Annotated in this window: 16 protein-coding genes; 2 read left to right on the forward strand and 14 right to left on the reverse strand. The window is 66.9% G+C overall.

The features are described 5' to 3' along the window. Positions 1–9: 9 nt before the first annotated feature. Genes AC5P8C_RS00665 through AC5P8C_RS00685 form a run of 5 tightly spaced genes read right to left on the reverse strand, consistent with a single transcriptional unit; the run spans position 10 to position 10,151 of the window. A complete protein-coding gene (locus AC5P8C_RS00665) occupies positions 10–1,494 on the reverse strand; it encodes an MFS transporter (protein ID WP_233652823.1) in 1,485 nt (494 codons plus the stop codon). Between the two features lie 59 nt (positions 1,495–1,553). Continuing rightward, positions 1,554–4,247 (reverse strand): glycoside hydrolase family 3 protein, encoded by a 2,694-nt coding sequence (locus AC5P8C_RS00670; protein ID WP_495218209.1) that lies wholly within the window; start codon positions 4,245–4,247, stop codon positions 1,554–1,556. Beyond that, positions 4,244–5,938, reverse strand: coding sequence for a glycoside hydrolase family 43 protein (locus AC5P8C_RS00675; protein ID WP_495218383.1), 1,695 nt, complete (start codon positions 5,936–5,938; stop codon positions 4,244–4,246). The genes AC5P8C_RS00670 and AC5P8C_RS00675 overlap by 4 nt, the downstream gene beginning before the upstream one ends. A 53-nt stretch (positions 5,939–5,991) precedes the next feature. Further along, a complete protein-coding gene (locus AC5P8C_RS00680; RefSeq protein ID WP_495218384.1) occupies positions 5,992–7,944 on the reverse strand; it encodes a sialate O-acetylesterase in 1,953 nt (650 codons plus the stop codon). A gap of 32 nt (positions 7,945–7,976) precedes the next feature. Next, on the reverse strand, positions 7,977–10,151 hold the full coding sequence (locus AC5P8C_RS00685; RefSeq protein ID WP_050563253.1) for an alpha-glucuronidase family glycosyl hydrolase: 2,175 nt from the start codon (positions 10,149–10,151) through the stop codon (positions 7,977–7,979). Positions 10,152–10,243: 92 nt separating this feature from the next. Between AC5P8C_RS00685 and AC5P8C_RS00690 the strand changes: the two genes are divergently transcribed. Next, entirely contained in the window at positions 10,244–11,296 is a 1,053-nt protein-coding gene (locus AC5P8C_RS00690; protein ID WP_026346992.1) for a LacI family DNA-binding transcriptional regulator, read from the forward strand. 26 nt (positions 11,297–11,322) lie between these two features. Here the strand turns inward: AC5P8C_RS00690 and AC5P8C_RS00695 are convergent, their stop codons facing one another. From AC5P8C_RS00695 to AC5P8C_RS00730, 8 genes are all read right to left on the reverse strand, one after another. Beyond that, a complete protein-coding gene (locus tag AC5P8C_RS00695; RefSeq protein WP_019659734.1) occupies positions 11,323–13,881 on the reverse strand; it encodes a glycoside hydrolase family 3 protein in 2,559 nt (852 codons plus the stop codon). Beyond that, on the reverse strand, positions 13,878–15,287 hold the full coding sequence (locus AC5P8C_RS00700; RefSeq protein ID WP_019659735.1) for a sugar porter family MFS transporter: 1,410 nt from the start codon (positions 15,285–15,287) through the stop codon (positions 13,878–13,880). The genes AC5P8C_RS00695 and AC5P8C_RS00700 overlap by 4 nt, the downstream gene beginning before the upstream one ends. A gap of 31 nt (positions 15,288–15,318) precedes the next feature. After that, entirely contained in the window at positions 15,319–16,653 is a 1,335-nt protein-coding gene (gene xylA, locus AC5P8C_RS00705) for a xylose isomerase (protein ID WP_019659736.1), read from the reverse strand. Positions 16,654–16,696: 43 nt separating this feature from the next. Further along, positions 16,697–18,190, reverse strand: coding sequence for a xylulokinase (gene xylB, locus AC5P8C_RS00710; protein WP_019659737.1), 1,494 nt, complete (start codon positions 18,188–18,190; stop codon positions 16,697–16,699). Between the two features lie 164 nt (positions 18,191–18,354). After that, positions 18,355–19,884 (reverse strand): tryptophan halogenase family protein, encoded by a 1,530-nt coding sequence (locus tag AC5P8C_RS00715; protein WP_495218385.1) that lies wholly within the window; start codon positions 19,882–19,884, stop codon positions 18,355–18,357. A 14-nt stretch (positions 19,885–19,898) separates the two neighbouring features. After that, entirely contained in the window at positions 19,899–20,921 is a 1,023-nt protein-coding gene (locus tag AC5P8C_RS00720; protein ID WP_233652817.1) for a cupin-like domain-containing protein, read from the reverse strand. Positions 20,922–20,924: 3 nt separating this feature from the next. Further along, positions 20,925–21,683, reverse strand: a complete 759-nt coding sequence (locus tag AC5P8C_RS00725; RefSeq protein ID WP_019659740.1) for a SapC family protein — start codon at positions 21,681–21,683, stop codon at positions 20,925–20,927. 129 nt (positions 21,684–21,812) lie between these two features. Beyond that, positions 21,813–24,941, reverse strand: coding sequence for a TonB-dependent receptor (locus AC5P8C_RS00730; RefSeq protein WP_495218210.1), 3,129 nt, complete (start codon positions 24,939–24,941; stop codon positions 21,813–21,815). A gap of 421 nt (positions 24,942–25,362) precedes the next feature. Here AC5P8C_RS00730 and AC5P8C_RS00735 point away from each other — a divergent pair, with 421 nt between their 5' ends. Further along, on the forward strand, positions 25,363–25,920 hold the full coding sequence (locus tag AC5P8C_RS00735; RefSeq protein ID WP_021202392.1) for a fasciclin domain-containing protein: 558 nt from the start codon (positions 25,363–25,365) through the stop codon (positions 25,918–25,920). 99 nt (positions 25,921–26,019) lie between these two features. On the opposite strand, the gene AC5P8C_RS00740 is transcribed toward AC5P8C_RS00735, so the two are convergent. Next, positions 26,020–26,232, reverse strand: coding sequence for a hypothetical protein (locus AC5P8C_RS00740; RefSeq protein ID WP_021202391.1), 213 nt, complete (start codon positions 26,230–26,232; stop codon positions 26,020–26,022). Between the last annotated feature and the right edge of the window lie 89 nt (positions 26,233–26,321).

The raw sequence follows: 26,321 nt of genomic DNA on the forward strand, positions 1-26,321 counted from the left end.
ATCTTGGCCTTACGCGGAAGCGTCGGCGGAACGGCGACGCAGGTGGAGGTCCTGCTCGATGCGGGTCTCGGTGCGCTTGTCGATCCTGTAGAAGAACAGCAGCGCCACGGCGAGCAGGAAAGGAAGGGAGCAGTAGACGCTTACGGTCAAGCGGATGCCCTGCACCACGCCCTCAGGCTGCTGCGCCAGTCCTGCCTGGTAGCCGTAGTGCGCAAGGATGGCCGCAACCAGCGCGCCTCCGACGCTGAGGCCGATCTTCAGCCCGCACAGCATCGCCGAGAAGATGATCGCGGTCGCCCGCCGATGGTTCTTCCACTCCGAGTAGTCCGCGACGTCGGCGATCATCGCCCACAGCAACGGGATGGTGATGCCATAGCAGAAGCCATGCAGCATGAAGGCAGCGAAGGCCACCGCCACGCCCGTGGGTGGAAACAGGTAGAAGGCAAGCAGGAACAGGGTCGAGACAAACAGGGCGCCACCGAAGACGTCGCGCTTGCCGAAGCGATCCGCCAGCCGTCGTGATGCGCCGATGCCCAGGATCATGCAGAGGATGCCGCACGCGTTGAACAGGCTGAACACCGAGGTGGCCGCATCCTTCGGCCAGGTGAACGCCGCGAAACCGGCGCTGGCGAGGGCGCCATTCAATGCACGGATCAGGCCGTTGAAGCCAGAGTTTTCCAGGAAGCCGGCCAGCGCCGCTTCGCTCATGTAGTACTGGAAGTAATAGATGTAGGTGCCGCCTTTCAAGGCCAGGTTGATGAACACCAGCACGGTCAGCGCCAGCATCACCTGCCACGGGCGGTTGTGCAGCAGGTCCGACAGGTCCTGCACTATGCCGCCGGTCTGCTCGCGCGTCGGCACGATGCGTTCGCGAGTGGTGGCGAACGTGATCAGGAAGAACGCCGTGCCGATGATGGCGAATGCGGTCATGACTTGCTCGAAGCCGCGCACCCGGTCGCCATCGCCCAGGATCAGCACCATCGGCATCAGCAGCACCTGGATGATGAACTGCGCGACCATCACAGCCACGAAGCGGTAGGCCGAGAGGCTGTTGCGCTGGGCCATGCTGCCGGTCAGCACGCCGCTCAGCGCCGAGTAGGGCAGGTTGTTCGCGGCGTAGACGCAGACCAGCAGCGCGTAGGTGGCCAGTGCATAGATCACTTTTCCGCGCTCGCCCAGGTCCGGGGTGCTGAACGCCAGCAGCGACAGCACGCCGAACGGAATGGCTGTCCACAGGATCCATGGGCGGAAGCGGCCCCAGCGTGTGGATGTGCGGTCCGCCGCGATGCCGATCAACGGCGTGAACACGAACGCACCCAGCAGGCCCACCACGAAGATGATCGTGGCCGCGGTGGCAGCCGGCAGGCGGTAGACGTCGGTGTAGAAGAACGCCAGGTAGGTGATCAGGGTCTGGAAGATCAGGTTGGCGGCAAGATCGCCCAGGCTGTAGCCGAGCTTCTCGCGTACCGATAGCGCGTGTTCAGTGCTTGCCATGCAGCGGACGTCCTTGAAAAGGAATCTGGTCGAAGCGGAATCGATGCCGGCGGGGATGATCAGTCATGCGCGGGCACCACGGTGAACCTGCCCTGCGCACGTATATCGGCACTGGACGCCCCCACCCTGACCTCGTAGGCACCGGGCTGCACCGCGTACGCCGCGCGCGCCTCGTCATAGTGGCGCAGGGCCTGCGCCGCCTCCAGGGTGAACGTCACCGTGCGGCGTTCGCCCGGGGCCAGCTGGACGCGCTGGAAGCCACGCAGTTCCTGCACGGCGTCGCCGCTGCCAGCGTGCTCGCGCCGCACGTACAGCTGCACCACTTCGTCACCGCTGCGCGCGCCCGCGTTGGCCACATCCACCGCCACGCCCAGGCGGCCATCGGCACGGACACTGTCTGCATCGAGGCGAAGCGTTCCATAATCGAACCGCGTATACGACAGACCGTGACCGAACGGATACAGCGGCGTGCCGCGGAAGTAGCGATAGGTGCGGCCCTCCATGGCGTAGTCGTCGAATGCCGGCATCGCTTCGCCGGCCTTGTAGAACGTGACCGGCAAACGGCCGGCGGGATTGACGTCGCCAAACAGCGCCTGACCGACTGCGGTGCCGCCGCGTTGCCCGGGGTACCAGCTCATCAGGATCGCCGGTAGATGCGCCTGCGCCCAGTCCACGGCGATGGCCGAGCCACCGGTAAGCACCATCACCACCGGCTTGCCGGTGCCGTGCAGGGCCTCCAGCAGGGTGCGCTGCGGCGCGGGCAGCCGCAGGTCGGTACGGTCGCCACCGGCAAAGCCCGGGTAGTTGACCGTCATCTCTTCGCCTTCGACATCGCCGGTGAGTCCACCAACGAACACCACCACATCGGCATCGCGTGCGGCATCGAGCGCTTCATCGAACGGTGCCTTGGCGCCGGGCATGCGCCAGCCCAGGCGCACGCCGGCATCGCGCTGGTCGTCGTAGTACTCCAGCTTCAGCTCATAAGCACGCCCGGCCTGCAGGTCGAGTTCGACACCCTCGGCATGCAGGCGATCCGTGTTCACCCAGTGATCGATCACGCGCTTGCCGTCCAGATACAGGCGGTAGCCATCATCGCCGGCCACCTCCAGCCGGTAGCGACCGGACACGGGGGGCAGCAGCTGGCCGCTCCAGCGGATGCTGAAGCGGTCGTTGGGAATCCCCTGCCCCGGTGCCGCTTCGCCGCGTGCCAGCAGGTTGTCGGTCGGCGAGCCGCGGTCCCAGCGGAAGCCGATCTGCGCGTCGGTACGCACCAGGGCCGGAGTGCCGGACAGGTCGGGCGTGCGGAAGTACTCACCGCGCAGGCCGCGCTCGGGCGACTCCGCCGAGGGCCGCAGGTAGGTCGGCTCGATCAGCGGTGTGGCGCCGGGATCGTCGCGGCCCTCCACCAGGTCGACGCCGCGGGCATAACGCACTTCAACGCCCTTGGCCGCCTCGCGTACGCCCTGCAGGATCGTCACCGGCGCCGCCGGTGTGCCGAAGTAGTTGCCGAGCAGTGCCATGGTGTCGTCGGCAGTGGGTCCGACCACGGCAATGCGCTTGATGTCGCGCGACAGTGGAAGGATGCCGTCGTTCTTCAGCAGCACGAGCGATGCCTGCGCGGCCTTGAGGGCCAGCGCATCATGGGCCGGCGCCTGGTTCACCGAGGCCGGAATGCGCGCCCAGCGCACCCGCTCCGGCGGATCGAACATGCCCAGGCGCATCCGTGCGGTGAACAGGCGGGTCACCGCATCGTCGATCTCCGCCTCGCTGATCAGCCCTTGGCGCACTGCGGCAGGCAGCGTTGCGTACTCCTGGCCGCATTCCAGCTCGGTGCCGTTCCTCACCGCCAGCGCCGCAGCGGCTTCGCGCGTGGTGACGATACGGTGGTGCTTCCAGATATCGACGATGGCCCAGCAGTCCGAGACCACGTAGCCCTTGAAACCCCAGTCGCGTCGAAGCACATCGTGCAGCAGGAAACGGCTGGCACTGGCGGACTCGCCGTACACGCGGTTGTAGGCGCCCATGACCGCATCCACTTCGCCCTCCTTCACCAGCGCCTCGAACGCCGGCAGGTAGGTGTCATACAGGTCGCGCCGGCTGGGCCGTGCATCGAAGTGATGGCGGTCGGCCTCCGGTCCGCTGTGCACGGCCAGATGCTTGGCGGTGGCGTCCAGCTTGCGGTAGACCGGGTCGTCGCCCTGCAGGCCGCGTACGAAGGCCACGCCCATGCGCGCGGTGAGGTAGGGATCCTCGCCGTAGGTCTCCTGTCCGCGCCCCCAGCGCGGGTCGCGGAAGATGTTGACGTTCGGCGACCAGAAGGTCAGGCCCTGGTATCGGCCATGCGCGCCTTCGCGGAGGAACTGGTGGTGCTTTGCGCGGGCCTCGTCGCTGATGGTCGTGGCCACCTGCCCCATCAACGGAACATCGAAGGTCGCGGCCAGGCCGATTGCCTGCGGAAACACCGTGGCCTGCCCTGCCCGTGCGACGCCGTGCAGTCCCTCGTTCCACCAGTCGTAGGCGGGTACCCCCAGCCGTTCGATCGCCGGCGCGGCGTTCTGCATCTGCGCGGCCTTCTCTTCCAGCGTCATCTGCGCGACGAGTGCCGCGGCCCGTTGCTCGAAGCTGGCCGAAACATCCAGCCAGGGCCGCGGCGCGGCTGCGGATGCGGCGGCCGCCACACAGGTCAGTACGAACAGGGCGATCCCACCGCGCCAGGTACGGCGGCGGGCCTTGGACGAAATCGACAGCCTCATTTGCGTCTCCCGTTGCGCTCGTCGCGCGCGAAAGGACCCAGCAGTGCGCCCACGAAGCCGCCTGCCCGGTCCGTACTCAGGACGGTGCCGTCCACCTCGCCTGCGAGCAGTTGCCAGCCCTGCCCATCGCCAGTGTCGAACGAGAACGCATAGTTGCCCTCGTTGCCGGCAATCTTCAGGCGCAGTGCTGCAGGCACCGGTACTTCACGGCTGGCCAGCGTCCGCGTGCTGCGGCCACCGTCGCGCGCTTCGAGGAAGAGCGAGAGACGCCCCCCGCCAAGGTCCCGAACGCCAAGGAAGTACCAGTACGCCTCGCTCTGGAACGCCGCCAGACCGGCGGCAACTCCGGAAGCTGGCGGGGTCATCGCGGTGCTCGCCTCGAAGCGCAGATGCTGCTGGCGCCGGCCGAGAAACGCCGGATTGCGCAGCGTGTCCAGATCCTCGGCGAGCGGGTGCACGGCCAGCATGCCGGGGCGCTTGTGCAGGTCTGCCCAGGCATGCGTGGGCACGCGCACGCGCAGCCACTGGCGATCGAGCGCTGGGCCATCAAAATTGTCGCGCGCTACGAAATTGCCGGTCGACGGGGCCTGGGATGCCTCGCCCTGCATCCACGCGGGGGCCTTGGCCACATAGGGAATGGCCTGGTCAACCGGCAGGATCTGCGGCCAGCCATCCTGCCAGCGTACCGGCAACAGGTAGGTCTCGCGCCCGGTGTTGTAGTGGCGCTTCTGGTAGTTGCGGCTGGCCAGGAACACCGCCCACCACGAGCCATCCGGGCCTTCGACCAGGTCGGCATGGCCGGCATTGGTGATCGGAAGTGGACGGTCGTCCGGCAGTTCGCGCTGGGTCAGGATCGGATTGCCCGTATAGGGAACGTAGGGGCCCCACACCGTGCGGCTGCGCAGCACCACCTGCGAATGCTGCGGCCCGGTACCTCCTTCAGCGTCGGACAGGTAGTACCAGCCCTCCCGCTTGTAGATGTGCGGTCCCTCGATCCAGATGGGATTCTTTGCCGGCTCCACGCCTCCATCAACCAGCACCCGGCGCGGCCCGACCGGCCTGAATGCCGCCAGATCGATCTGCTGCATCCAGATGGCGCGGTGCCCGTCGTAGCGCGGCGGGCCGGGCGGTGCATCGTTGTTGACCAGGTATACCTTGCCGTCATCGTCGAAGAACAGTGACGGGTCGATGCCATCGATGCCGGGCAGCCAGTGCGGATCGGACCACGGACCGGCCGGATCGCGCGCGGTGGCGATGAAGTTGCCACCACTGTCGGTGGCGGTGGTGACGACGTAGAAGGTACCGTCGTGGTACTCGATGGTCGGCGCGAAGATGCCGCGCGAGACGCTCAGGCCGTCGAAATCCAGTTGCGTGGGGCGGTCAATCACATTGCCGATCTGCTTCCAGTGCACCAGGTCGGCACTTTCGAACACCGGAATGCCCGGGAAGTAGGTGAAGCTGGAATTGACCAGGTAGAACCGGCCGTTCGCGCGCACGACGCTGGGATCGGCATGGAAGCCGGCCAGTACCGGATTGCGGTAGTGGCCGGCCGGCAGCGGCACTTCAAAAGCCTGGTCATTGCCGCGGTACTCGAACCAGTCGAAGTACACCGGGGGAGCATCCGGCGGCGCGCTGGCCCGGGTGGTTGCGGCCGACAGCAGGAACAACGCCCCCAGCAGGTGGCGCGCCATCGACCTCAGGCCGGCCCTGTCGCGGGCCAGAGGGGACTGCTTGGACAACGTCATCATCGTCGGGCCTCGGCTTCGGCAATGGGAAGTTCGAACGGGCCGGCCGGCGCCCCGCTGCGGTCGCGCAGCGTGCACACCGGGCCATCGGCCCAGCAGTAGCGCACATGCGTTGCGCGCGTGGACAGCGGGCCGCGCAGCAGGATCCGGCGCGCATCCAGTCCGGCATCGGCGTACTCGCAGTGGCGCGTATGGCCCCTGGCCTCGCACAGTTCAAAGCCGATCGGACGCAGTGCGCCGGTTGCGGTGAGCGCGCCTTCGACATCCTCGAACGCGATTGACACGCCCGCGGGCGTCCGCACGGCCGTGACCGCCCGCGGACCTGACGGTGCCAGATCCTGCTCGCCGTACACCACGTGGCGGGCCACGCGCGCCAGGCGGCGCCCGAGCTCCTGCTTGTTCGGCGGGTGGATGTCGTAGGCATCGCCGATGTCGATGGCAATGGCGAGTCCGCTCCGCGCATCCTCGGCGGCGACGCGCCGCTGCGCCTCGCGCACCTGCGCCCAACCGCTGTCGGCAGGCGCAACCGGCGGCTGGCCATAGTTGGCCAGCTGCACGAGCAGCAGTGGCGTGCGTGCATCGAACTGACGCCGCCAATCGTCGCGCAGCGCACGCAACCGCGCCGCGTACGCCGCGCCATCACCCGTGTTCGATTCACCCTGGTACCACAGCATGCCGCGCAGCCCGAAAGCGCCGAGCGGTGCGATCATTCCGTTGTACAGCGTCGACAGCCCGGTGGCGGCCTGCCAGGGGGCAAATGGCGGCGCCTGTTGGCCCGGCGCCACCCGGTACTTCCACGGACCCTGCAGTGCCACCCGCTCACCGTTGTCGAACTGCAGGCCGTATGCCGTGGCGGGGCCGGCCAGGCCGCCTTCACCGTAGGTGTCCAGCACGTTGACCGCAATGCTGTTGGACCCTGCCTTCAGCAGTCCGCCGGGCAACCGGTAGCGCCTCTGGCCGGAGCCGTACTGGCTGCCCACGGACACGCCGTTCACCCAGGTCACGTCCGCCTCGTCAGCCGATGCCAGCTCCAGGGTCGCGCCGCGTGCAGCCTGTTCAGCGCTCAGCATCACCTGCGTGCGATACCAGACCATGCCGTTGTAGTCGGCAAGTGCGGGCTCGTTCCACCGCTCCCATGCGCCCAGTGTGGCCGGTGCGCGCGACCATCCGCGGTCATCGGCATCCGCCCGCCATGGTGCGTCACCTGACAGTGCGCCCTCGCGTGTGGCCCACCAGTGCTGCCAGTAGCGGCCCCAGGCTGCGCGTGCCTCCAGCGGATCACGCGCAGACCGCGCGAGGATATCGAGGGCCTCATCCAGGCCGCCCTGCCCGCGCAGTGCACCAACGCTGGACCAGGCCTCGATCCGCGAGCCACCCCACGCCGCCTCGATCAGCCCCATCGGCACGTCGACCGTGCGCTGCAGTTCGCGCGCGAAGTAGAAGCAGGTGGCGGAGAAATCGCGCACCGCATCAGGCGTTGCCGATGTCCAGGCAGTGCTGTCGTTGAAGGTCTCCTGTGCCTGCACGGCGGCGTGCTGCGGCACGGTGAACAGCCGGATCCGTGGCATCGTGGCTGCGGCGATCTCGCTGGCTGCGTTGAGCGAGCGCCACATCGGCAGCTCCATGTTCGACTGGCCCGAGCACAGCCACACGTCGCCGACCAGCACGTCGCGCGCCATCTCCCGACGCGTCCCAGCGTTTACCTCCAGCGTGTACGGACCGCCCGCGGCCACCGGGGGCAGCATCGCCTGCCAGCGGCCTGCGGCGTCCGCCCGGCTGCTCACCGCCTGCCCCGCAAACGTCACGGAAACCGGCTGCCCGGGGCTTGCGTGCCCCCAGACCGCAATGGGCCGGTCACGCTGCAGGACGGCGTGATCCCTGAACAGCGGATGCAGCAGTCCCGTCGTCTCCCGCGCCGCGGCCGGCATCGCCACTACTGCCGCAGCCATCATCAACAGCACACACCCGACCGCTCCGAACCTGCTCATCGGCCATCCCCCGGTGCGAACGGAAACTGCAACGCCTGGTAGTACGACAATGGCTGCGGCGGTGGCCGTTCGCCGGCGGGCAATGGCCGTCCGCTGAGCGACTGGAAGTACGCCACGCTGGCGTCACGCCACCATTGCGCTTCGTCGTGCTGGATCTGCAGGAACGCAGCAACGTGCCGATGCCGCTGCGGATCGATCCGGTCGCTCAGGCCGGCCCAGGTGTCCTGCATCGACCGCACCTGGCGCACACCCCGCGAATAGCGCCCGACCAGCTCATCCCAGAGCGTCCCGCCCGAGCGCATGCGGTGATCCCACGGCACATGATGGAACCACAGCAGCAGCGACTCGGGCACCCGCTCGGGGTCGCCATAGATCTCGGCGACCTGCGGGGCGTACTGGCCTACGGCGTTGCTTCCGCCTGCGCTGCGATCAAAACCGATGCCCTGGCTATCTGCGCGGTGGTAGTAGACCGACGTCCAGTCCGCACGCGGGCCGCCGTCCACCCAGGGGCCGGGGCCGTAGTGATGGCCGCGTGCCATGAGGTGATGCAGGCCCAGCGGCGTCATGTAATCCACTGCCGCCTCGCGCGAGTCCATCATCATCCGCACGATCGGGCCGGTCACCTGCAGGTCGGGCGAGAACGTCAGCGCTGCCCAGTCTTCGGCAATCGCGCGCGCGGATTGCTGCGGGTTCCAGGCCAGTCGGCCGAAGGCGTACCAGTTGGCCTGGTCGAAGTGCGAGCCACTCCAGGTACGGTCCATGCCGATGTTGGCGACGCCGGCGATACCGGTGAGTGCGTGGCCCTCCAGCGAACCATCGACCACGCGGGCAACCGTGGAGCCTTCGCCACGGGCATGGGTGTCGGCCTGCAGCACTTCTTCGTAGAGCGTTCCCAGGTACACCAGGTGCGTCGCAAAACCCAGGTACTCCTTGGTGATCTGCAGCTCCATCATCAGCGGCGTGCGCGGCATCGCGCCAAACAAGGGGTGGAACGGCTCGCGCGGCTGGAAGTCGATGGGGCCGTTCTTCACCTGCACGATCACGTTGGGGCGGAAGGCGCCGTCCAGCCCGACAAACTCGCTGTATGCCTGCTTGGCGCGATCTTCGGGGACCTTGTGCGAATACACGAAGGCCCGCCACATCACCACGCCGTTGTAGGGCGCCAGCGCGTCGGCCAGCAGGTTGGCGCCGTCGGCATGGGAACGACCGTAATCCTGCGGGCCGGGTTGGCCCTCCGAGTTCGCCTTGACCAGGAAGCCGCCGAAATCCGGTATGTGCGCATGGATCTCATCGACCTTGTCGCGCCACCAGCGCCGCACGCCGGGATCCAACGGGTCAGCCGTCGCCAGGCCGCCGAGCTCGATGGGCGCACTGAAGCGTGCGCTCAGGTAGACCCGGATGCCATAGGCGCGGAACACGTCGGCCAGCGCGGCGGCCTTGGCCAGATAGGCCGGCGACAGGCTCAGCGCACTGGCGTTGACGTTGTTGAGGACGGTGCCGTTGATGCCGAGCGAAGCGTTGGCACGGGCGTAGTCGGTGTAGCGCGGGTCACGCCATTGCGGCAACGTCTGCCAGTCCCACAGCGAGCTGCCCGCATAGCCACGCTCGACGTAGCGGTCCAGGTTGTCCCAATGGTCGAGCACACGCAGTGCGACCCGCGGCGACTCCCGCACGTTCAGCCCCTGCAGCGGCATGCCACGCTGCAACAGGCGCAGCAGGTGGAACGTGCCATACAGCACGCCGACATCCCGGCGTGCCGCCACCAGCAGCACATCGCGCCCCTCGGTCCGGACCTGCCGGATCAGGAAGCCCTCGTCGCCCAACGTCGCGATCTCGTTGCCGAACGCGGCAACCAGCGCCGAAGACTGCGGCGTACCCAGCACCAGGGCATGGTCAGTAGTGATTGCCGTTCGCATTGGCGGGGCCGTTCCCAGCAATCCAGAAAGGCTCCGCGCAAGCTCGTCGCGGGTGGCGCGCTGCATCGGCGTGCGATCCGGGGCGACCACTTCGGCCAGTTGCCGCCGGTAATCGGCAGCAACCGTTGCGGCAACCGGCTGGTAGCGCATCCACAGCGCATAGCCATCCTCCGCCCGTGCCCCGCCAGCACAGGCCAGCAACACGAGCACGGCGCACAGGCGCGTGCCGACAGCACACAACAACGGCGTTAACATGCGCCTTTGTAGACTACGTCCGGGCCCGGGGCAGCGCATCATCGTCCTTCGCACCCGCGCGGCAGCGCCACCAAGAACAAAGGGATCGTGCATTGGACAAGCCGAAGAAATCGGTTCGCCGCAGAACCGCAGGCGTGACGATCGACGAGGTTGCGGCCCTTGCCGGCGTTTCGCCTATGACCGTGTCGCGGGTGATCAACCAGGGCAAGGTGCGCGACGTCACCCGCGAGCGCGTGCTGCGCGCCGTGCGCGAGCTGGGCTATACGCCCAATCTTGCCGCCAGTTCGCTGGCCGCTGCACAGCACACGCGCATTGCGCTGATCTACACCAACCCCAGCGGCGCCTACCTGCGCGAACTGCTGGTGGGCCTGCTGCGCGTCGCCTCCAGTTCCGCCATCCAGCTGGTCATCGACTACTGGGACAACCTGGATGCCGAATCCGAACGCAAGGCGGCGCGTGCGCTCGCCGGACGCGTCGACGGGGTGATCCTGCCGCCGCCCCTGTGCGAATCGCAGGCCGCCGTAAGCGAACTGGTCAAGGCTGGCATTCCAGTGGTGGCCATCGCATCGGGGCGCCTGAGCGAGGCCCTGTCCTGCGTCCGCATCGACGATTTCAGTGCGGGCAGGGAAATGACCGAGCACCTGCTCCGGCAGGGACACACCCGCATCGGTTTCATCCGTGGGCGCGATGACCTGAGCGCCAGTGCGCTCCGTTACGACGGCTTCGTCACCGCCCTGCGCGAGGCCGGGCTTGCGGTGGAGCCTGGCCTGGTCCAACACGGTGACTACACCTACCGGTCCGGCCTGGCTGCCGCCGAAACGCTGTTGTCCCAACGCCGCCCACCGACCGCGATTTTCGCCAGCAACGACGACATGGGCGCCGCCGCCATCTCCGTCGCGCACCGGCGCGGGCTGGAAGTGCCGCGCGACCTGTCGGTCGTGGGTTTCGATGACACCTCGGCCGCCACCACCGTGTGGCCGGAACTGACCACGATCCACCAGCCCATCGCCTCGATGGCCAACGCGGCCGTCGACATCCTGCTGCGCACCATCCGCCGTCCGGCGGCGGACGCAACGGTGCTGCGCGATCATGTGATGCCGCATCGGCTGATCGCACGCGGTTCGGTAGCCGCGCCGCCCCGGTAGCGGTAGCGGTAGCGGTAGCGCAGGCATCATGTACCGCATCCGAGGGTGACCTCGGCTTCGTTCAGTGCGCCCAGCGCGACGCGTGACACGGAGATCGTCATCGCATCGCCCGTCACCACTGACCACGGTCGGTCGATCGCGTCCAGCTTGGCGCCCGCCTTGGCCAGGCACTTCAGTGGCACGCCAACACGCTTCCACTGGCCTTGTGGAAGCGCCGCCAGCGAGGCCCCGATGGCGATGCGTGCCGAGCAGCCCGCGCCGCAACCGACCGACAGCCACGCCTCACCCTGCGGCGCAGCGTCGACCCGCAGCGTGGTCAGCAGCATCAGGTCGCCGTTGGATTCGCGCTGCAGATCCAGCGCCGTGTGCGACTGCAGTGCAGCGACGGCCTCGCCATTGCCCGACCAGGCCAGGCGTCGCCCATCCTCCTGCGCCAGATGATCCACGCCGGTGATCTTCAGCCGATCATCGGGCAATGCATCCGGCACGCGGGTCACGGTCAGGCCCTGGCCTGCGGCCTGCTCAAGGCGCAGCGCCATGCCGGGGCCTGCATCACCGCGGGCGAAGAACACGCCGGTCGCGCCCTCGTTGCCGGTCGCGCCCGATGCCTCCGGCAGCGCGGCCAGGTCGCCGTTGTCGGCGTAGGTCAGGCCGAAGCCGAACGCAAACAACGGATCGTAGTCCTTCTGGCCAACGTTGTTGGCGTACTGGGTGGCAGTGCGCGGCCAGCTGAAACTGAGCTTGCCCTTGAAATCGTGCTGCACGCGGCCATCGCTTCCGCGCAGCAGTACATCGGCAATGCCGGCGCCTTCCGAGCCCGGCAGCCATGCAGCCACGAAAGCATCGGCGGCATTGATTTCCCGGTTCACCCAGAGCGGCCGCCCGCTCAGGAAGATCGCGACAACCGGTATGCCGTCGGCCTTGAGCCGCTTGAGCAGCGCCAGGTCCGTTTCGTTGCCGGGCTTGTAGGCCAGCGTCGGCCGGTCTCCCTGGAACTCGGCATAGGGGTCTTCGCCAAACACCACCACCGCGACCTCGGGCTTCACTGCATAGCGACCATCGACGGCAAGCACGGCTTCACCACCGGCCGCCCTGGCCTGGCGCGCGATGCCCTCGTAGATCGTGTCCGCATTGGGGAAGTCCTTGCGGCTGGTGCCGGTGCCCTGCCAGTTGAGCGTCCAGCCGCCGGCCTGCTTGCCGACATCGTCGGCACCGTCGCCGGCCACGAGGATCCGCTGCTTCGGCGACAGCGGCAGGAGGCCGTTCTGGTTTTTCAGCAGGACCAGCGATTCGCGCACGGCCTGCCGGGCAACCGCGCGATGTGCCGGCGCGCCGATCAGTGCGAACTGCCCACCAACGGCCCGTGTGGATGGCCTGCCGGCCTCGAACAGCCCAAGGCGGAACTTGACCCGCAGGATCCGGCGCACCGCATCGTCCAGGCGTTGCGGCGTGATCCGCCCATCCTTCACCGCAGCCAGCGTCGTCTCGTAGAAACCCTTCCAGCTGTCCGAGGCCATCGCCATGTCCAGGCCCGCGATGATGGTCGCGGGGCAGTCTGTGGCGGTGCAGCCCTTGACCTGTCCATGACCATTCCAGTCACCCACCACGAAGCCACCGAAGTTCATGCGGCCCTTGAGTACATCGGTAAGGTAGTGCCGGTGCCCATGCATCTTTTCACCGTTGACGCTGTTGAACGACGCCATCGCGGTCTGCGCGCCGGCGGCGATTGCCGGCGGATATCCGGCGGCGTGGATGCGCACCAGGTCCGGCTCACTGATGCGGGTGTCGCCCTGGTCCTTGCCGTCGGTGGTGCCGCCATCACCGAGGAAGTGCTTCACCGAGGCGATCACATGGCGGCCATCGAGGAACTCCGGCGTTCCCACCCTGCCCTGCAATCCCTCCACCATGGCGGCGGCATAGCTGGCCACCACGTCCGGCGATTCGGAGTAGCCTTCGTAGGTGCGTCCCCAGCGATCATCCTGGGGTACGGCAACGGTCGGCGCGAACGTCCACTCCATGCCGGTGACGCGGGTCTCCAGCGCGGTAATGTCACCGATCTGCCGCAGCAGCGCCGGATTGCGCGTGGCGCCCAGCCCGATGTTGTGCGGGAACAACGTGGCACCCATGATGTTGCTCTGCCCGTGCACGGCATCAATGCCGAACAGCAGCGGAATGGCCTTGCCGCCTTTCGAGGTGTCCATCGAGGCGTCGTAGAAGGCGTCGGCCAGCGCCAGCCATTCGGCCGGCGACGCGTCATAGCGGCCACCGGGATCGGAGTTGCCACCGGCCAGGATCGAGCCGAGCCGGTAGCGGCGCACGTCATCGGGGGTGACGCTGGCGATGTCGCCCTGCACCAGCTGGCCGACCTTTTCCTCCACCGTCATGCCGGCCATCAGGTCGGTGATGCGCTTCTCCAGCGCCGGGTCCGCAGCCAGGGGCCAGATGACCTCCGGCCAGGGATCCTTGTCGGTGGCTGCGGCGGCGGCAGCCCGGTCCTGGCCGCGGCAGCCGAGCAATCCCAGCATCAGTGCGGCGACCAGCGCGCCGCTGCGGATTACCAAGGCCTGCGATGTCATGGTGCTCATCCTTCCATCTGCTCCAGTTCCTTGCCCTTGGTCTCGTGCACATGCCGGACCACGAAAATCACCGAGATCACGGCAGCCACCAGGTAGATGCCGTAGGTGGCCGCCAGCCCTGCCGCGGCCAGCAGCATCGGGAACGTCACCGTGACCACGAAGTTGGAGGTCCACTGCGCCGCGCCGGCGACTGCCAGTGCCGAACCGCGGATCTGGTTCGGGAACATCTCGCCCAGCATCACCCACATCACCGGCCCCCAGGACAGATTGAAGAACACGACGTAGGCATTGGCCGCCACCAGCGCCAGCGTGCCCATGCGGCCGGGCAGCTGCAGATGCCCGTCGACCAGCGAACCGCTGGCAAACGCCACCACCACCAGTGCAAGCGACAGCGACATCCCGGCCGAGCCGAACCACAGCAGGGGTTTGCGGCCGATCCGGTCGATCAGCAGCACGGTGACCACGCAGGCACCGATGCTCAGCGCGCCGGACAGCACGTTGATCAGCAGCGCGTCGTTTTCGGAAAAGCCGACCGCCTGCCACAGCACGGCGCCGTAATAGAACACCACGTTGATGCCGACCAGCTGCTGGAAGCAGGCCAGCCCGACGCCGACCCAGACAATCGGGCGGATCCGCCTTGTCGCCCGGCTCTTCAGGTCGGACAGTCGAGGGCGATGATGGTCGTTGGACAACGAGGCATCGATCTCCTCGAGCGTGGCGCGGGCCTTGTCGCTGCCCAGCAGCCGGGTCAGCACCCGCAGTGCATCGTCCTTGCGCCGCTTCACCACCAGGTAGCGCGGGCTCTCAGGAATGGTCAGCAACAGCAGCAGGAACAGCAGCGATGGCGCGGCCTGCATCCAGAACATCCAGCGCCAGGCGGCCTGCCCGCCCCACAGCGGTTCGGTCGACGCGCCCGCTGCGGCCGCCAGCAGGTAGTTGGACAGGAAGGCAGCGGTGAGGCCGGTGATGATCGCGATCTGCTGCACGGTAGCCAGGCGGCCGCGATAGCGGGCCGGAGCGACCTCGGCAATGTAGGCCGGGGAGATCACGCTGGCCGCGCCGACCGCGAATCCACCCACCACCCGCGCGGCAATGAACCAGCCCGACGACACCGCCGCCCCGGCACCGAGTGCCGACAGCAGGAACATCACTGCCGACAGGATCAGCACGTTGCGACGGCCCAAGCGGTCGGCCAGCCGGCCTGCACTGAACGCGCCCACCGCACAGCCCAGCAGCATCGACGCGATCTCGAACCCCTGCATCCACTCACCGGACCGGAACGCCTGGTGCAGGCCATCCTGGGTGCCATTGATCACACCGCTGTCGAAGCCGAACAGAAAACCGCCAATCGTCGCCACCACGCTGATCAGTACGATCAGTCGTGTGTTCTCACCGCTGCCTGCTGCCTGGTTCATCCCCGTCCCCTTGAGTGCGCCGTTGCCGCGCTCAGCGCAGCAGGTACTGGTTGAGCAGGTTTTCGTAACGCTCCTGCTTGCCGCTGGCCTGGCGCGGTTCGCCGAGGCGGGCGGCCAGTGCCGCCAGGTCCGGCAGGCTGAGCGTGCCACGCTCGAACTCCTGGCCGGCGCCACTGTCGAAACTTGCGTAGCGCTCCTTGCGCCATTGCTCCCAGGGAGACTCGGTCAGCAGTGCATGGGCAACCTCCAGGCCGCGTGCGAACGCGTCCATGCCACCAATGTGGGCAATGAACAGATCCTCCAGGTCGGTCGACTCACGGCGCACCTTCGCATCGAAGTTCAACCCGCCCTCCAGCCCACCCTGGCGCAGCACGACCAGCATCGCGCCCACGGTGTCGTACAGATCGCTGGGGAACTGGTCGGTGTCCCAGCCGTTCTGCGCGTTGCCGCGGTTGGCATCGATGCTGCCGAGCAGGCCATGATCGGACGCGACCTGCAGGTCGTGCTCGAAGGTATGGCCGGACAACGTGGCGTGGTTGGCCTCGATGTTGAGCTTGAAGTCCTTGTCCAGCCCGTGTTCCTTCAGGAAGCCCACCACCGTGGCACTGTCGAAGTCGTACTGGTGCTTCATCGGCTCCATCGGCTTGGGCTCGATCAGGAAGTTGCCCTTCAGGCCGATGCTGCGGCCATAGTCGCGGGCCATGGTCAGGAAGCGTGCGAAGTGCTCGATCTCGCGCTTCATCTGCGTATTGGCCAGCGACGCATAGCCCTCGCGCCCGCCCCAGAACACGTAGTGCTCGCCACCGAGTTCGACCGTGGCCTCCAAGGCGGCCTTGACCTGCACCGCGGCGCGGGCCACCACGGCGAAATCGGGATTGGTCGATGCACCGTTCATGTAGCGCGGGTGCGAGAACAGGTTGGCCGTGCCCCACAGCAGCTTGACGCCGGTGGCCTCCTGGCGCGCCTTGGCCAGGCCCACCATGTGCGTGAGGTTCTTCTGGTACTGGCCGATATCATCGGCATCCGGCGCCAGGTCGATATCGTGGAAGCACCAGTACGGCACGCCCAGCTTGGTGAAGAACTCGAACGCCGCGTCCACTTTCGCTTCGGCCGTGGCCAGCGGCGAGCCCGCCTCCCACGGGAACTGCCGGGTACCCGGGCCGAACGGATCGTGCCCGGCATTGCAGAAGGTATGCCAGTAGCACACGGCAAAGCGCAGATGCTCCTGCATGGTCTTGCCACCGATGACCCGGTTTGCATCGTAGACCTTGAAGGCAAGCGGATTGTCCGAGCCCTTGCCCTCGAACGGAATGCGGCCGATGCCGGGGAAGTATTCCTTGGCGCCGATGAAGGGCTGCGTGCTCATGGTGCGTGCTCCTGTCGTTGTACGGGGTGTCGTGGAGGAGCCATCAGCCGCGCTGCAGCGGCGTGATGGCATCAAGATGACTGAGGAAGCGTGCGTAGGCCCGTGCATAGGCATCGCTGCGGTCCGGATCCGGGCGCGCGGAGAGCGTGGGATCGACGGTGACGTGCCGTGCGGTGATGTCGCTGATCGAAGTGGCGTTGCCCTGCGATCGGGCGAGCGACCACAGCGCCTGTAGCGCCGCTCCAAACGCCGCGCCTTCGGCCTGCACCGGGACCTCCACGGGCAGGCCGAACACATCGGCCACCAGTTGACGCCAGGCAGCGCTGTTGCTGCCACCGCCGGTGAGTACGATGCGATCAAACTGCATGCCCGCGCGGACGAAGGCGTCGTAGCCGTACCTCAGGCTGTAGGTCGCGCCCTCCATGGCGGCGCGGTAGAGGTGCGCCGGAGTGAAGTTGGCGGTGTCCAGGCCGGCCAGCACACCCTTGCCGAGCGGCAGGTCCGGCGTACGCTCGCCATTGAGGAAGGGCAGCATCACCAGCCCGCCTGCTCCCGGTGGCGTCGCGCGCAGGTGCGCATCGCCGTCGCGAGTGCTGAAGCCGAAGGCACGGGCCACCTGTTCGGTCGCCACGGTGCAGTTCATGGTGCAGATCAGCGGCAGCCATCCTCCCGTGGACGAGCAGAACGCGGCCCAGGCGCCGTCCGCGTCGATCACCGGCGCGCTGGAATAGGCGAACAGCGTTCCAGACGTTCCCAGGCTCATCGCCAGGCGTCCTTCGGTGACGCAGCCAGTGCCGATCGCGGCCATCATGTTGTCGCCGCCGCCAACGGCCACCTTCACCGCCGCTGCAATCCCGAGCGCGGCCGCGGCCTTCGGCGCGATATCAAAGAGGGCGTCGGGTGCGGCGATCGGAGGCAGGCAGGCGGCAAGATCACGATCAGGATCGGTGGCGCGCAGCAGTTCCTGCGACCAGGTGCGTGTGCGCACGTCCAGCCAGCCGGTTCCGGACGCATCGCCAAGCTCGCAGAACCGCTGCCCGGTCAACACGAAATTCAGGTAGTCGTGTGGCAGCAGGATGGTCGCCAGCCGCGCATAGGCGTCGGCACGGTGGATCCGGGTCCAGGGCAGCTTGGACGCTGTGTAGCCGGCCAGGATCGGGTTGCCCGCCAGCGCGATGGTCCGTTGGAATCCTCCCACGGCGTCCATGATCTGGATGCATTCGGCCGAGGTGCTGGTGTCGCACCACAGCTTGGCCGGCGCCAGTACCTCGCCAGCATCATCAACCGGCACGAACCCATGCTGCTGCCCCGATACCGCCAGTGCGACGATGCGAGCGCGCAGCGAGGGGTCGATCCTGGCAAAGCAGTCGCGCAGGGCCGACACCCAGTCGGCAGGCGCCTGTTCACGGCTGCCGTCGGCACCGCTGTCCAGCGTGAGCGGCGCGCTGGTGACGGCGGCCACCGCTTGCGCCTGCGGGTCGTAGACCAGCACCTTCAGGCTCTGCGTCCCTGCATCGATCCCTGCAACCAGACCCATCGAAACCGCCTCCGATCAACAAAAAGGTAGCGCTAACATTCCGTGGACTCAAAAAGGGGGCGTGCTGCCCGGCCCCCTCGTTGCCACCGCATGCGTCATCGCCTGCGGTGTTCCCGCACTGTAACCAGCTGCAGCGGAAAAAGCGTGCTGCAACGCAAAACCTGCTATGCGTTTGCTGCCGTCGAACGCCACACGTCAACGCCGGACCTGCAGTACTGCGCGATGAACTCCGCCTGGGTCGGCATCTGCGCGGCGGCCTGCTGCACCGGCTGCTGGATGCCCTTCAACAGGGTGCGCAGATCGGCGTCGCTCACTGCCCGCGCCAGCGGATGCGGCGGGCCTGGCGGAATGCCCTGCCCGAGCAGCACGCTGGTCCAGGACTCGATGCGGAACAGCTCGCCGGGGTCCTGCCAGGCGTGCGCACGCTCGCGCCACGCCTGCAACCGCTGCTGCAGCGATCCGGGCACGCTCATCTCGCGACACGCCTTCCACGTCGGTTCGGTGCGCTGCGTTGCGTGATAGTGCAGGATGATGAAGTCGCGCACGTGCTCCATTTCCTGGCGGCTGACATCGTTGTACAACTGCACCAGCGACGCACTGATGCCGTCGAACGGGAACAACTGGATCAGGCGCACCACCGCGCTGATCGTCAGATGGATGCTGGTCGACTCCAGTGGCTCGATGAAACCGCTGGCCAGCCCGAGCGACACCACGTTCCCGTTCCAGGCCTTCAGCCGGCGCCCGCTGCGGAACGGCACGTTCCATGGGTCGCGCAAAGGTGGAGCCCCTGCATCGCGCAGCAGTTTCGCGGCGGCCTCGTCATCAGACAGATGGCGGCTGTCATACACCAACCCACAGCCAACGCGGTGCTGCAGCGCGATGTGCCAGCGCCACCCCGCCTCGTGGGCGATCGCCCGGGTATAGGGCACCGGCGGCGCCACCGCTTCGGTCTGCACCGCCACGGCCCGGTCGCACGGAAGCCATTCGTGCCAGTCCTCGTAGCCGGTGCCCAGCGCCTGCTCGATCAGCAGGCCACGGAACCCCGTGCAGTCGATGAACAGATCGCCCTCGATCACCTGGCCGTCGTCCAGTACCAGCGCCTGAACCGAGCCGTCGTGCGCGTGCTGCCTGACCTGGGCGATCCTGCCTTCGATCCGGCGCAGGCCGTTGGCCTCGGCCCTGCCGCGCAGGAACCGCGCATACAGGCTGGCATCGAAGTGATACGCATAGCTGGCCTGCGGCTGGGTGTGCAGCGAGAAGCGGTCGCCGCGCGACGCGATGCTCTCCAGGCAGAAGTCGCCCAGGTCCGAGGGCATGCCGCGGCGCAGGCTGTCCAGCCAGAAGTGATGGAAGGGAGCCGCCCAAGTGCCATGGCCGATGGTGCCGAACGGATGGAAGAAGCGATCCCCGGGCAGCCGCCAGTTCTCGAACGAGATCGACAGCTTGAAGGTGCCGGCCACCGCGCGCAGGAACTCCTGCTCGTCAATCTGCAGGAAGCGATGAAAGGTGCGGATCGGCGGCACGGTGGACTCACCGACGCCGACCGTGCCGATCTGCTCGGACTCGACCAGCGTGATCTGCAGCTGGTCACGGAACTGATGCGCCAGCGCGCAGCCGGCCAGCCATCCCGCTGTACCGCCACCGGCAATGACCACCTTGCGGATGCGCCCTGCAGGCGTGCTCTCGGTATCCAACGCGGTGCCCTCTCTCAACGGTTGAGCCTGCCCAGCAGCATCGCGCGCATGCGGCGGGCGCGCTGCTCGTCGAACGGTGCCAGATCTCCGCGCGCGGCGTCAGGCAGGTGCTGCCCCGCGCGCTCGCCGGGGCCGAATACGTAGTAACGGAAGAGCCCTTCCCAGGCCTGCTTCTCACGCGCTGGCAGGTCGCGCACGGACCACATCGCGTGCTGCAGCGCCGCCAGCGGCGACCCCAGCCAGGCCGGCGAGCTTCGCCACCAGTAGTTCACCAGCACGTTGAACGGCTCCAGGCTGCGTACATGGTGCCACCACATGCTGGGAATGAAGATCGCATCGCCGGGTCCAAGTACCGCGCTGCGTGCATGCGCCAGCGCCTCGCGGAAACGTGGATGCCGATCGAAGTCGGGGCGCTCGAAGTCCACCACGCTGACCACCTGTCCGCCCGGCGTGGGATCGAGCGGGCCCGGATAGAGGTTGTCGATCTGGGCGGGCGGGAACAGCGTGAACTCGCGCTGCCCCACCGCGCAGCAGGCGAGGTTGTCGGGTGTGTCGAAATGGCACGAGGCCGTCACCCGGTTGCCGATCCAGATGCTGGCGGTGGCGTCGATGCCCTGCTTCGCCAGCCCGGCGTCGTTGGCCTGCGCGAATGCCGGCAGCAGTGCCCGCTCGATCGGCAGCGAGGCCACGTAATAGGTTGGCGGCCGAGGCGCATGCAGCGTCGTGGCGATCTCTTCCAGCACCTGGGCCAGACCGCCACGCCGCACTTCGAAGTTCAGCCGGGTGAAGTCCGCGCTGTAGAACGGGCGGCCCGCGATCTCGGGGCCGCCGAACGAGTACTGGATGGGCGCACCCGCATCGACGCTGCACAGGTACACCATCGCGTCGTGCACGCCGCCCAGTCCGGCCTGGACCAGTGGCCAACCGCTGGCGATGTCGCGCAGTACGACCGGCTCACCGGCGTCCACCAGGTCAGCCAATGGCAACGCGGCAGGATCGATGCCTTCCAGGATCCGCATCGGCAGGCTGGCGTGCACCGGTCAGTTCCTGACCGCCTGCGCGGTGCCGTCCTGGACGCGGAGGCGGCGCTGCTTCTCGGCGATCAGGCGGCGCATGTTATGCAGCGAGGCAAGCATCAGGTACGCACCTTCCAGGTAACCGGCGCGGTTCAACGCAGCCAGGCGCGAACTGTCCAGCGCCGCCAGGCGCTCGCGGTCGACGCCGTGCAATCCGCTCACGCCCACGCGGTGGTGCGGCGCGATCTGCACGTCGAGCGTGACCGGCTGGATGAGGCCGCAGTCGTCGAGCATCGCGAACATTGCGGCCGCGTACGCGCTGCCCTCGTGGATGCCGCGCAGCACGCCGGCGATGTGGTCCAGGTAGGGCGTGTTGCCGCCCTGCGGCAGGAACACCGGCTCACCGGCGCCGGCGGTGACGCGCGGATGGTCCAGGTCCACGTGCATCACCGCATCCTGGGTGAGCAGGCCATCCACGTAGTGCTCCTGGAACCCGATCAGGAACGGACCTTTGGCGGCCGCACCAGGCAGGTAGGAGGCATTCCAGCGCCCGTCCTGCAGGAACAGGTTCTCGTGTTGTTCGAAACCCAGCAGGGCCACGGACTGCCACGCTTCTGTCCCGCTTTCCCTGCGCAGGAAGATCGGATACTCACGCTGCAGTTCAGCGAACTCGCTGGGATAGGCCGGCACCATGCCCACCGCATCGCCGAACTGCGGCCCGAATCCGGTGGCGACCTTCAGGTCCCGATGCGCGATGTTGTTGAGCATTTCGTAGCGGGCCATCACGGTATCCAGTCCAATGCGGGTTGCTGGCCGGCAGGGTAGCGCAGGCTCGACAGGTGCGGCGACACCGTCCCGGCACGGCACCGCTGGCGGGCAGCGGTGCCGTGCCGGACGCATCGGCAACCAGGTTCAGAACTTGTAGCGGACGCCCAGCATGTAGCGCGGGCTCTGGTCTGCCAGCTTGACGATCATCTGCGACGTGCGCGAGCGCCACCGCACATCCTCACCGGTCAGGTTGATCGCCTCCAGGCTGAAGGACCAGTGGTCATCGAGCGCGTAGTTGACGCTGAGATCCCACTGCTCGTACGGCTCCACATAGTACGGATTGCGGCTGGAGCCCTGGTTGGCCAGGATCAGGTACTGATCGCGCCAGTTCCATGCCACTCGCACCGACCACCCGTACTTCTCGTACATCAGCATGGCGTTGGCGGTGTCGCTCAGGCCGGTGAGCGAGAACTGGTCGATACCCGGATCGCCGCCGTTGTTGTAGCCGACATCACCTTTCACCACCGTGTAGTTGGCCAGTACGCCGAACCCGGTGTCACCGAAGAAGTACTGCCCGCCCAGCTCCCAGCCGTGCAGCTTGGACTTGTTCTGGTTGATCGGGCGATTGACGTTGAACTGGTACAGCGGATCGTTGGCCTGCCCATACAGATCGTAGGCCGCTTCGGTGGCCAGAACCTGCGCATCGGTTCCGTTGTAGGCGCCCAGGCCGGCAGGATTGTTGCGCAGCAACGCCAGTGCGGTGAACAGCGAGGTGTCGTTGGCCGAGCAGGCGGCCGCGTTGGCCGGCCCGACCTGGGCGACGCAGGCGCCGCTGGTCAGGAAGTCCAACGCCGCCCGTGCATCCGGCCCGGAGGTGGGGTCGGTGAGGCCGTACAGGCTTTCCTGGACGACGGTGTTGCCGATGAAGTTGCTGACCGACTTGTTCCAGTAGGTCAATGACACATAGCTGGCATCGGCGAAGTACCACTCCAGCCCCAGGTCGAGGTTGTCCGATTCCAGCGGCTTCAGGCTCGGGTTCTGGGAATTGCCGCTGGCGCGCGAGGAGGGATCGATCAGCACCGAGCCGAACGGCTGCTGGGCCCCGGGTCCTGCATAGAGATTGCCGTACGGCGCGCGGGCGATGCTTTTGCCAAACGACACACGGCCCTTCAGTTCCTCGGTGAGGTCGATGCTGAAATCGAGGTTGGGCAGGATGTAGCTGTACCGCGCCTTCTCCGTGAAGGGCTGCTGCTCATCGGACAGCACGATGCGGAAATCGTTGTTGGCCTGCCACTCGATGGATTCGGGAACGGCAATGACCGAGGTCGACACCACGTCGGTGGTTTCATAGCGCACGCCCAGGCGGGTGTTGGTGCGCATGCCGCCCAGTTCCCCGTCCAGTTCCACCTGGAAGTACGCCGCCTTGGTCTTCTCTTCCACGAAGTTGTCGGCCGCGCGTTGCGGATTCACGCCCAGGCCGACGCCGTACTCGCCAGATGCCCATTGCGCGAGCTGTCCGGCATTGCCGCGCCAGGCCGGCCAGCTGTTGGCACTGTAGTCGTCGAACAGGCCGACGATGCTGACCGGCTGCAGCAGGTCCATCAGGCCTGCGGCGGTATCCCGGTCCACGTTGGCCACGCCCCAGTCACCCAGGGTGGAGTAGGCCTCGGCGGCCTGGATGCGGTGGGTGGTGGACTTGTTGGTGTCCACGCCGAACTGGAAGCGGCCGTGGTCGAAGTTCCATTCGCCATCGACGCGCGCCTGCTTGATCTCGCTGATCTGGGTCTGCGCGTTGACGCGCAGCACCTGCGTGCCAACCTCGCCTTCCTGGAAGCCCGGGTTGACCACGCCATTGGTCCCGGCGACCGCATCGGCGGTGCTGGGATACCAGACCTGGGTGCCAACCGGCAGGCCATTGTTGAAGTTCAATTCCTGCACCCAGGAGCCGCCACAATGCGGGCCACGGGTGCAGTTGTTGGTGCCGGCGATGCTCATGAAGATCGAACCACCGCCGGTCAGCGGATCATTCGGGCGGCTCTCGTTCTTCGAGTTGTGCGCATCGAAGCTGAGCTTGAAGCGGTCGCTGACATTCCAGACGGCGTTGAAGCCCAGCGAGCCCAGCTTGTACTCCTGCATGCTGCGCTGCTGTTCCAGGCCGAAATCCTTGGTGCCGGCGATTTCGCGGATGTATACCGGCGTCGCGACGGCGCCGCTGGTGTCGAACTCGACGTTGGTGTAGTTGCTGTTCTGCAACCACATGCCCTGCTCGCCGCGATTCTCGGTGATCTCGTTGGTCGAGTAGGTGTAATCCACGGTCAGGGTCAGGCTGTCCGTCGGCGCGAACTGCAGCACGGCCTGGCCGTTGACGCGTTCGCGCTCGAATTCGGAGAACGCGTAGCGCAGGTCATTGGGCCGCGCGTAAAGCTGGCCGACGGCCGGAGCATTGACCACGGTCGGGTTGCCCGGCATCGACCCTGTCCACGGCTGCACGTTCCAGTAGTTCTCCGTGGCCTGCACCGAGCCACCCTTGCGCTTCTGCTGGCTCGCGCTGAGGCTGACGCCAAAGGTCTTTTCCGGATTGCTGTAGCTGAAGATGCCCGACAGCTCCGGTGTCAGGTCATTGTCGAACGGCTGGCTCTGATCGGAGACCAGCTTCGCCCCGGCGTTGGCCACGATGCCGGCGTGATCGAGCGGGCGCGAGGTCAGGATATTGATCGTCGCGCCGATGCCACCGCTGGGCACCTGTGCCTGGCTGGTCTTGTAGACCTCGATGCCATTGATGGCCTCGGCGGCCAGCTGCGCGAAATTGAAGGCGCGGGTGCCGCCGTCGACACCGCCGATGGCGACCTGTCCAGAGGCACCGAATGCATCGGCACCCGGCATCTGCCGACCGTTGAGCGTGACCATGTTGAACTGCGGACCAAAGCCACGCGCGGTCACCTGCGCGCCCTCGCCGTCACGGCGCTCGATGGAGATGCCGGTGATGCGCTGCAACGATTCGGCAAGATTGGTATCGGGGAACTTGCCGATGTCCTCGGCGCTGATCGCGTCGACCACGCCCGCCGAGTCGCGCTTGATGTCCATGGCCTGGCTCAGGCTGTTGCGTATGCCCGTGACCTGCACTGCATCGAGCTGGGTGGGCTGCGACTGGCTCTGCGGCTGCTGCCCGGTCGCCGGTGCTGCGTCCTGCGCAAAGGCAGGATTGATGACCAGGGCGCCACCCACGAAGGTGAACATGGCCCGGGACCGGAACTTCGCCAATGCGCGGCTCATGAACCGGACCTCGGGGCCAGGGTGCCGCGGAAACTGCAAGTGCTCATGAAAGTCCCCTCTGACATACGATCGAATGGATGTACCGCCCCCTCCCAGGGGCACGCACGGGCGTGGCCCGCATTCCAAACCGAACAGCACGGGTGCTCGGGCACGCCGCGACTTACACTTGCTTTTCAAGCCTGCCAGGACAAACACGCGGCAAAGAAGGCAGCCCCTGGACCTTGGATCCCCGTCCGACTGGTAGCGCTACCATCGCGTTGCAGCGGAGAGTAATCACCCCGGTTCGCGCTTGTCACCATGCAGCGCAGCAAACCAGCAGCGCGCGGCACAGCTCATGACCCGGCTGCTGCTGCATCCGGTCAGGCTCACCCGACGTAGGAAGGATGCCCGCACTTGCGGGTCATCCAGAAAGGAACGCACCGTGAACGCTCTTCAGCGCATCGCCGCCGCAGTCGGCTTCGCCCTACTCGTTTCGTCCGGCTCCTCAGTTTTCGCCGCCAACGCCGTCATCGTGGGCGGGGCAGAGATGTACCCCACCAGGACCATCGTCGAGAACGCCGTCAATTCCAAGGATCACACCACCCTCGTTGCAGCGGTCAAAGCAGCCGGCCTGGTCGACACCCTCAACGGCGCCGGGCCCTTCACTGTTTTCGCGCCCACCAATGCGGCCTTCGAAAAATTGCCTGCAGGCACTGTCGATACGCTGGTGAAGCCGGAAAACAAGGCACAGCTGACCCGGATCCTGACCTACCACGTCGTCCCGGGCAGCTACAGTTCGGCGCAGCTTCTGGCCGATGCCCGCAAGCACGGCGGCAAGGCCACCCTCAAGACCGTGCAGGGTGAGCCTCTCACCGTGGCGCTCCACGATGGCAAGCTCTGGATCATCGACGCAAAGGGTGGCAAGGCAGGCATCAGCACTGCAGATGTCAGCCAGTCCAACGGCGTCATCCACGTGGTCGACACCGTGCTGATGCCCTAGTATGCGGCCTCATGCAACGGGCATCCGGCGCGATGCCCGTTGCCCGGGTCGGTCATGCCGCCGTCAACATGCGGATGCGCGGCCGGCATGGCGTAGTGGCTACCACACCGGTCCCAGCAGCTTCATCACTTCGGCCTCCAGTTTCTGCGCGGCCTCGTCCTGGGAGGCGACCTTGATGCACAACCCCGACTGTGCCGGTCCCGGCACCAGCTGGTAGCGGTTGATGGTGCCGCCACCTTCACCGTCCAGCGCTACGCGCGCCACTACCGTTCGGCCATTGGCGTGGAAGGTCCAGTCCTGATAATCAAACATGCTTCAGTACGTGTGCGGCCAAGATGTCATCCCACTTTAGGCGGCATGCCAGTGAAGAACGCTCCAGGAAGATGTTCAGCGCGCGTGGA

The sequence above is a fragment of the Stenotrophomonas sp. YJH_SMC_46 genome, assembly GCF_059370315.1.

Excerpts from the sequence above, each read along its gene's own strand:
- xylB (WP_019659737.1), bottom strand. The coding sequence starts at position 18,190 with ATGGGTCTGGTTGCAGGGATCGATGCAGGGACGCAGAGCCTGAAGGTG.
- AC5P8C_RS00685 (WP_050563253.1), bottom strand. The coding sequence starts at position 10,151 with ATGTTAACGCCGTTGTTGTGTGCTGTCGGCACGCGCCTGTGCGCCGTG.
- AC5P8C_RS00680 (WP_495218384.1), bottom strand. The coding sequence starts at position 7,944 with ATGATGGCTGCGGCAGTAGTGGCGATGCCGGCCGCGGCGCGGGAGACG.
- xylA (WP_019659736.1), bottom strand. The coding sequence starts at position 16,653 with ATGAGCACGCAGCCCTTCATCGGCGCCAAGGAATACTTCCCCGGCATC.
- AC5P8C_RS00730 (WP_495218210.1), bottom strand. The coding sequence starts at position 24,941 with ATGAGCCGCGCATTGGCGAAGTTCCGGTCCCGGGCCATGTTCACCTTC.
- AC5P8C_RS00675 (WP_495218383.1), bottom strand. The coding sequence starts at position 5,938 with ATGGCGCGCCACCTGCTGGGGGCGTTGTTCCTGCTGTCGGCCGCAACC.
- AC5P8C_RS00695 (WP_019659734.1), bottom strand. The coding sequence starts at position 13,881 with ATGAGCACCATGACATCGCAGGCCTTGGTAATCCGCAGCGGCGCGCTG.
- AC5P8C_RS00665 (WP_233652823.1), bottom strand. The coding sequence starts at position 1,494 with ATGGCAAGCACTGAACACGCGCTATCGGTACGCGAGAAGCTCGGCTAC.
- AC5P8C_RS00740 (WP_021202391.1), bottom strand. The coding sequence starts at position 26,232 with ATGTTTGATTATCAGGACTGGACCTTCCACGCCAATGGCCGAACGGTA.
- AC5P8C_RS00700 (WP_019659735.1), bottom strand. The coding sequence starts at position 15,287 with ATGAACCAGGCAGCAGGCAGCGGTGAGAACACACGACTGATCGTACTG.
- AC5P8C_RS00725 (WP_019659740.1), bottom strand. The coding sequence starts at position 21,683 with ATGGCCCGCTACGAAATGCTCAACAACATCGCGCATCGGGACCTGAAG.
- AC5P8C_RS00670 (WP_495218209.1), bottom strand. The coding sequence starts at position 4,247 with ATGAGGCTGTCGATTTCGTCCAAGGCCCGCCGCCGTACCTGGCGCGGT.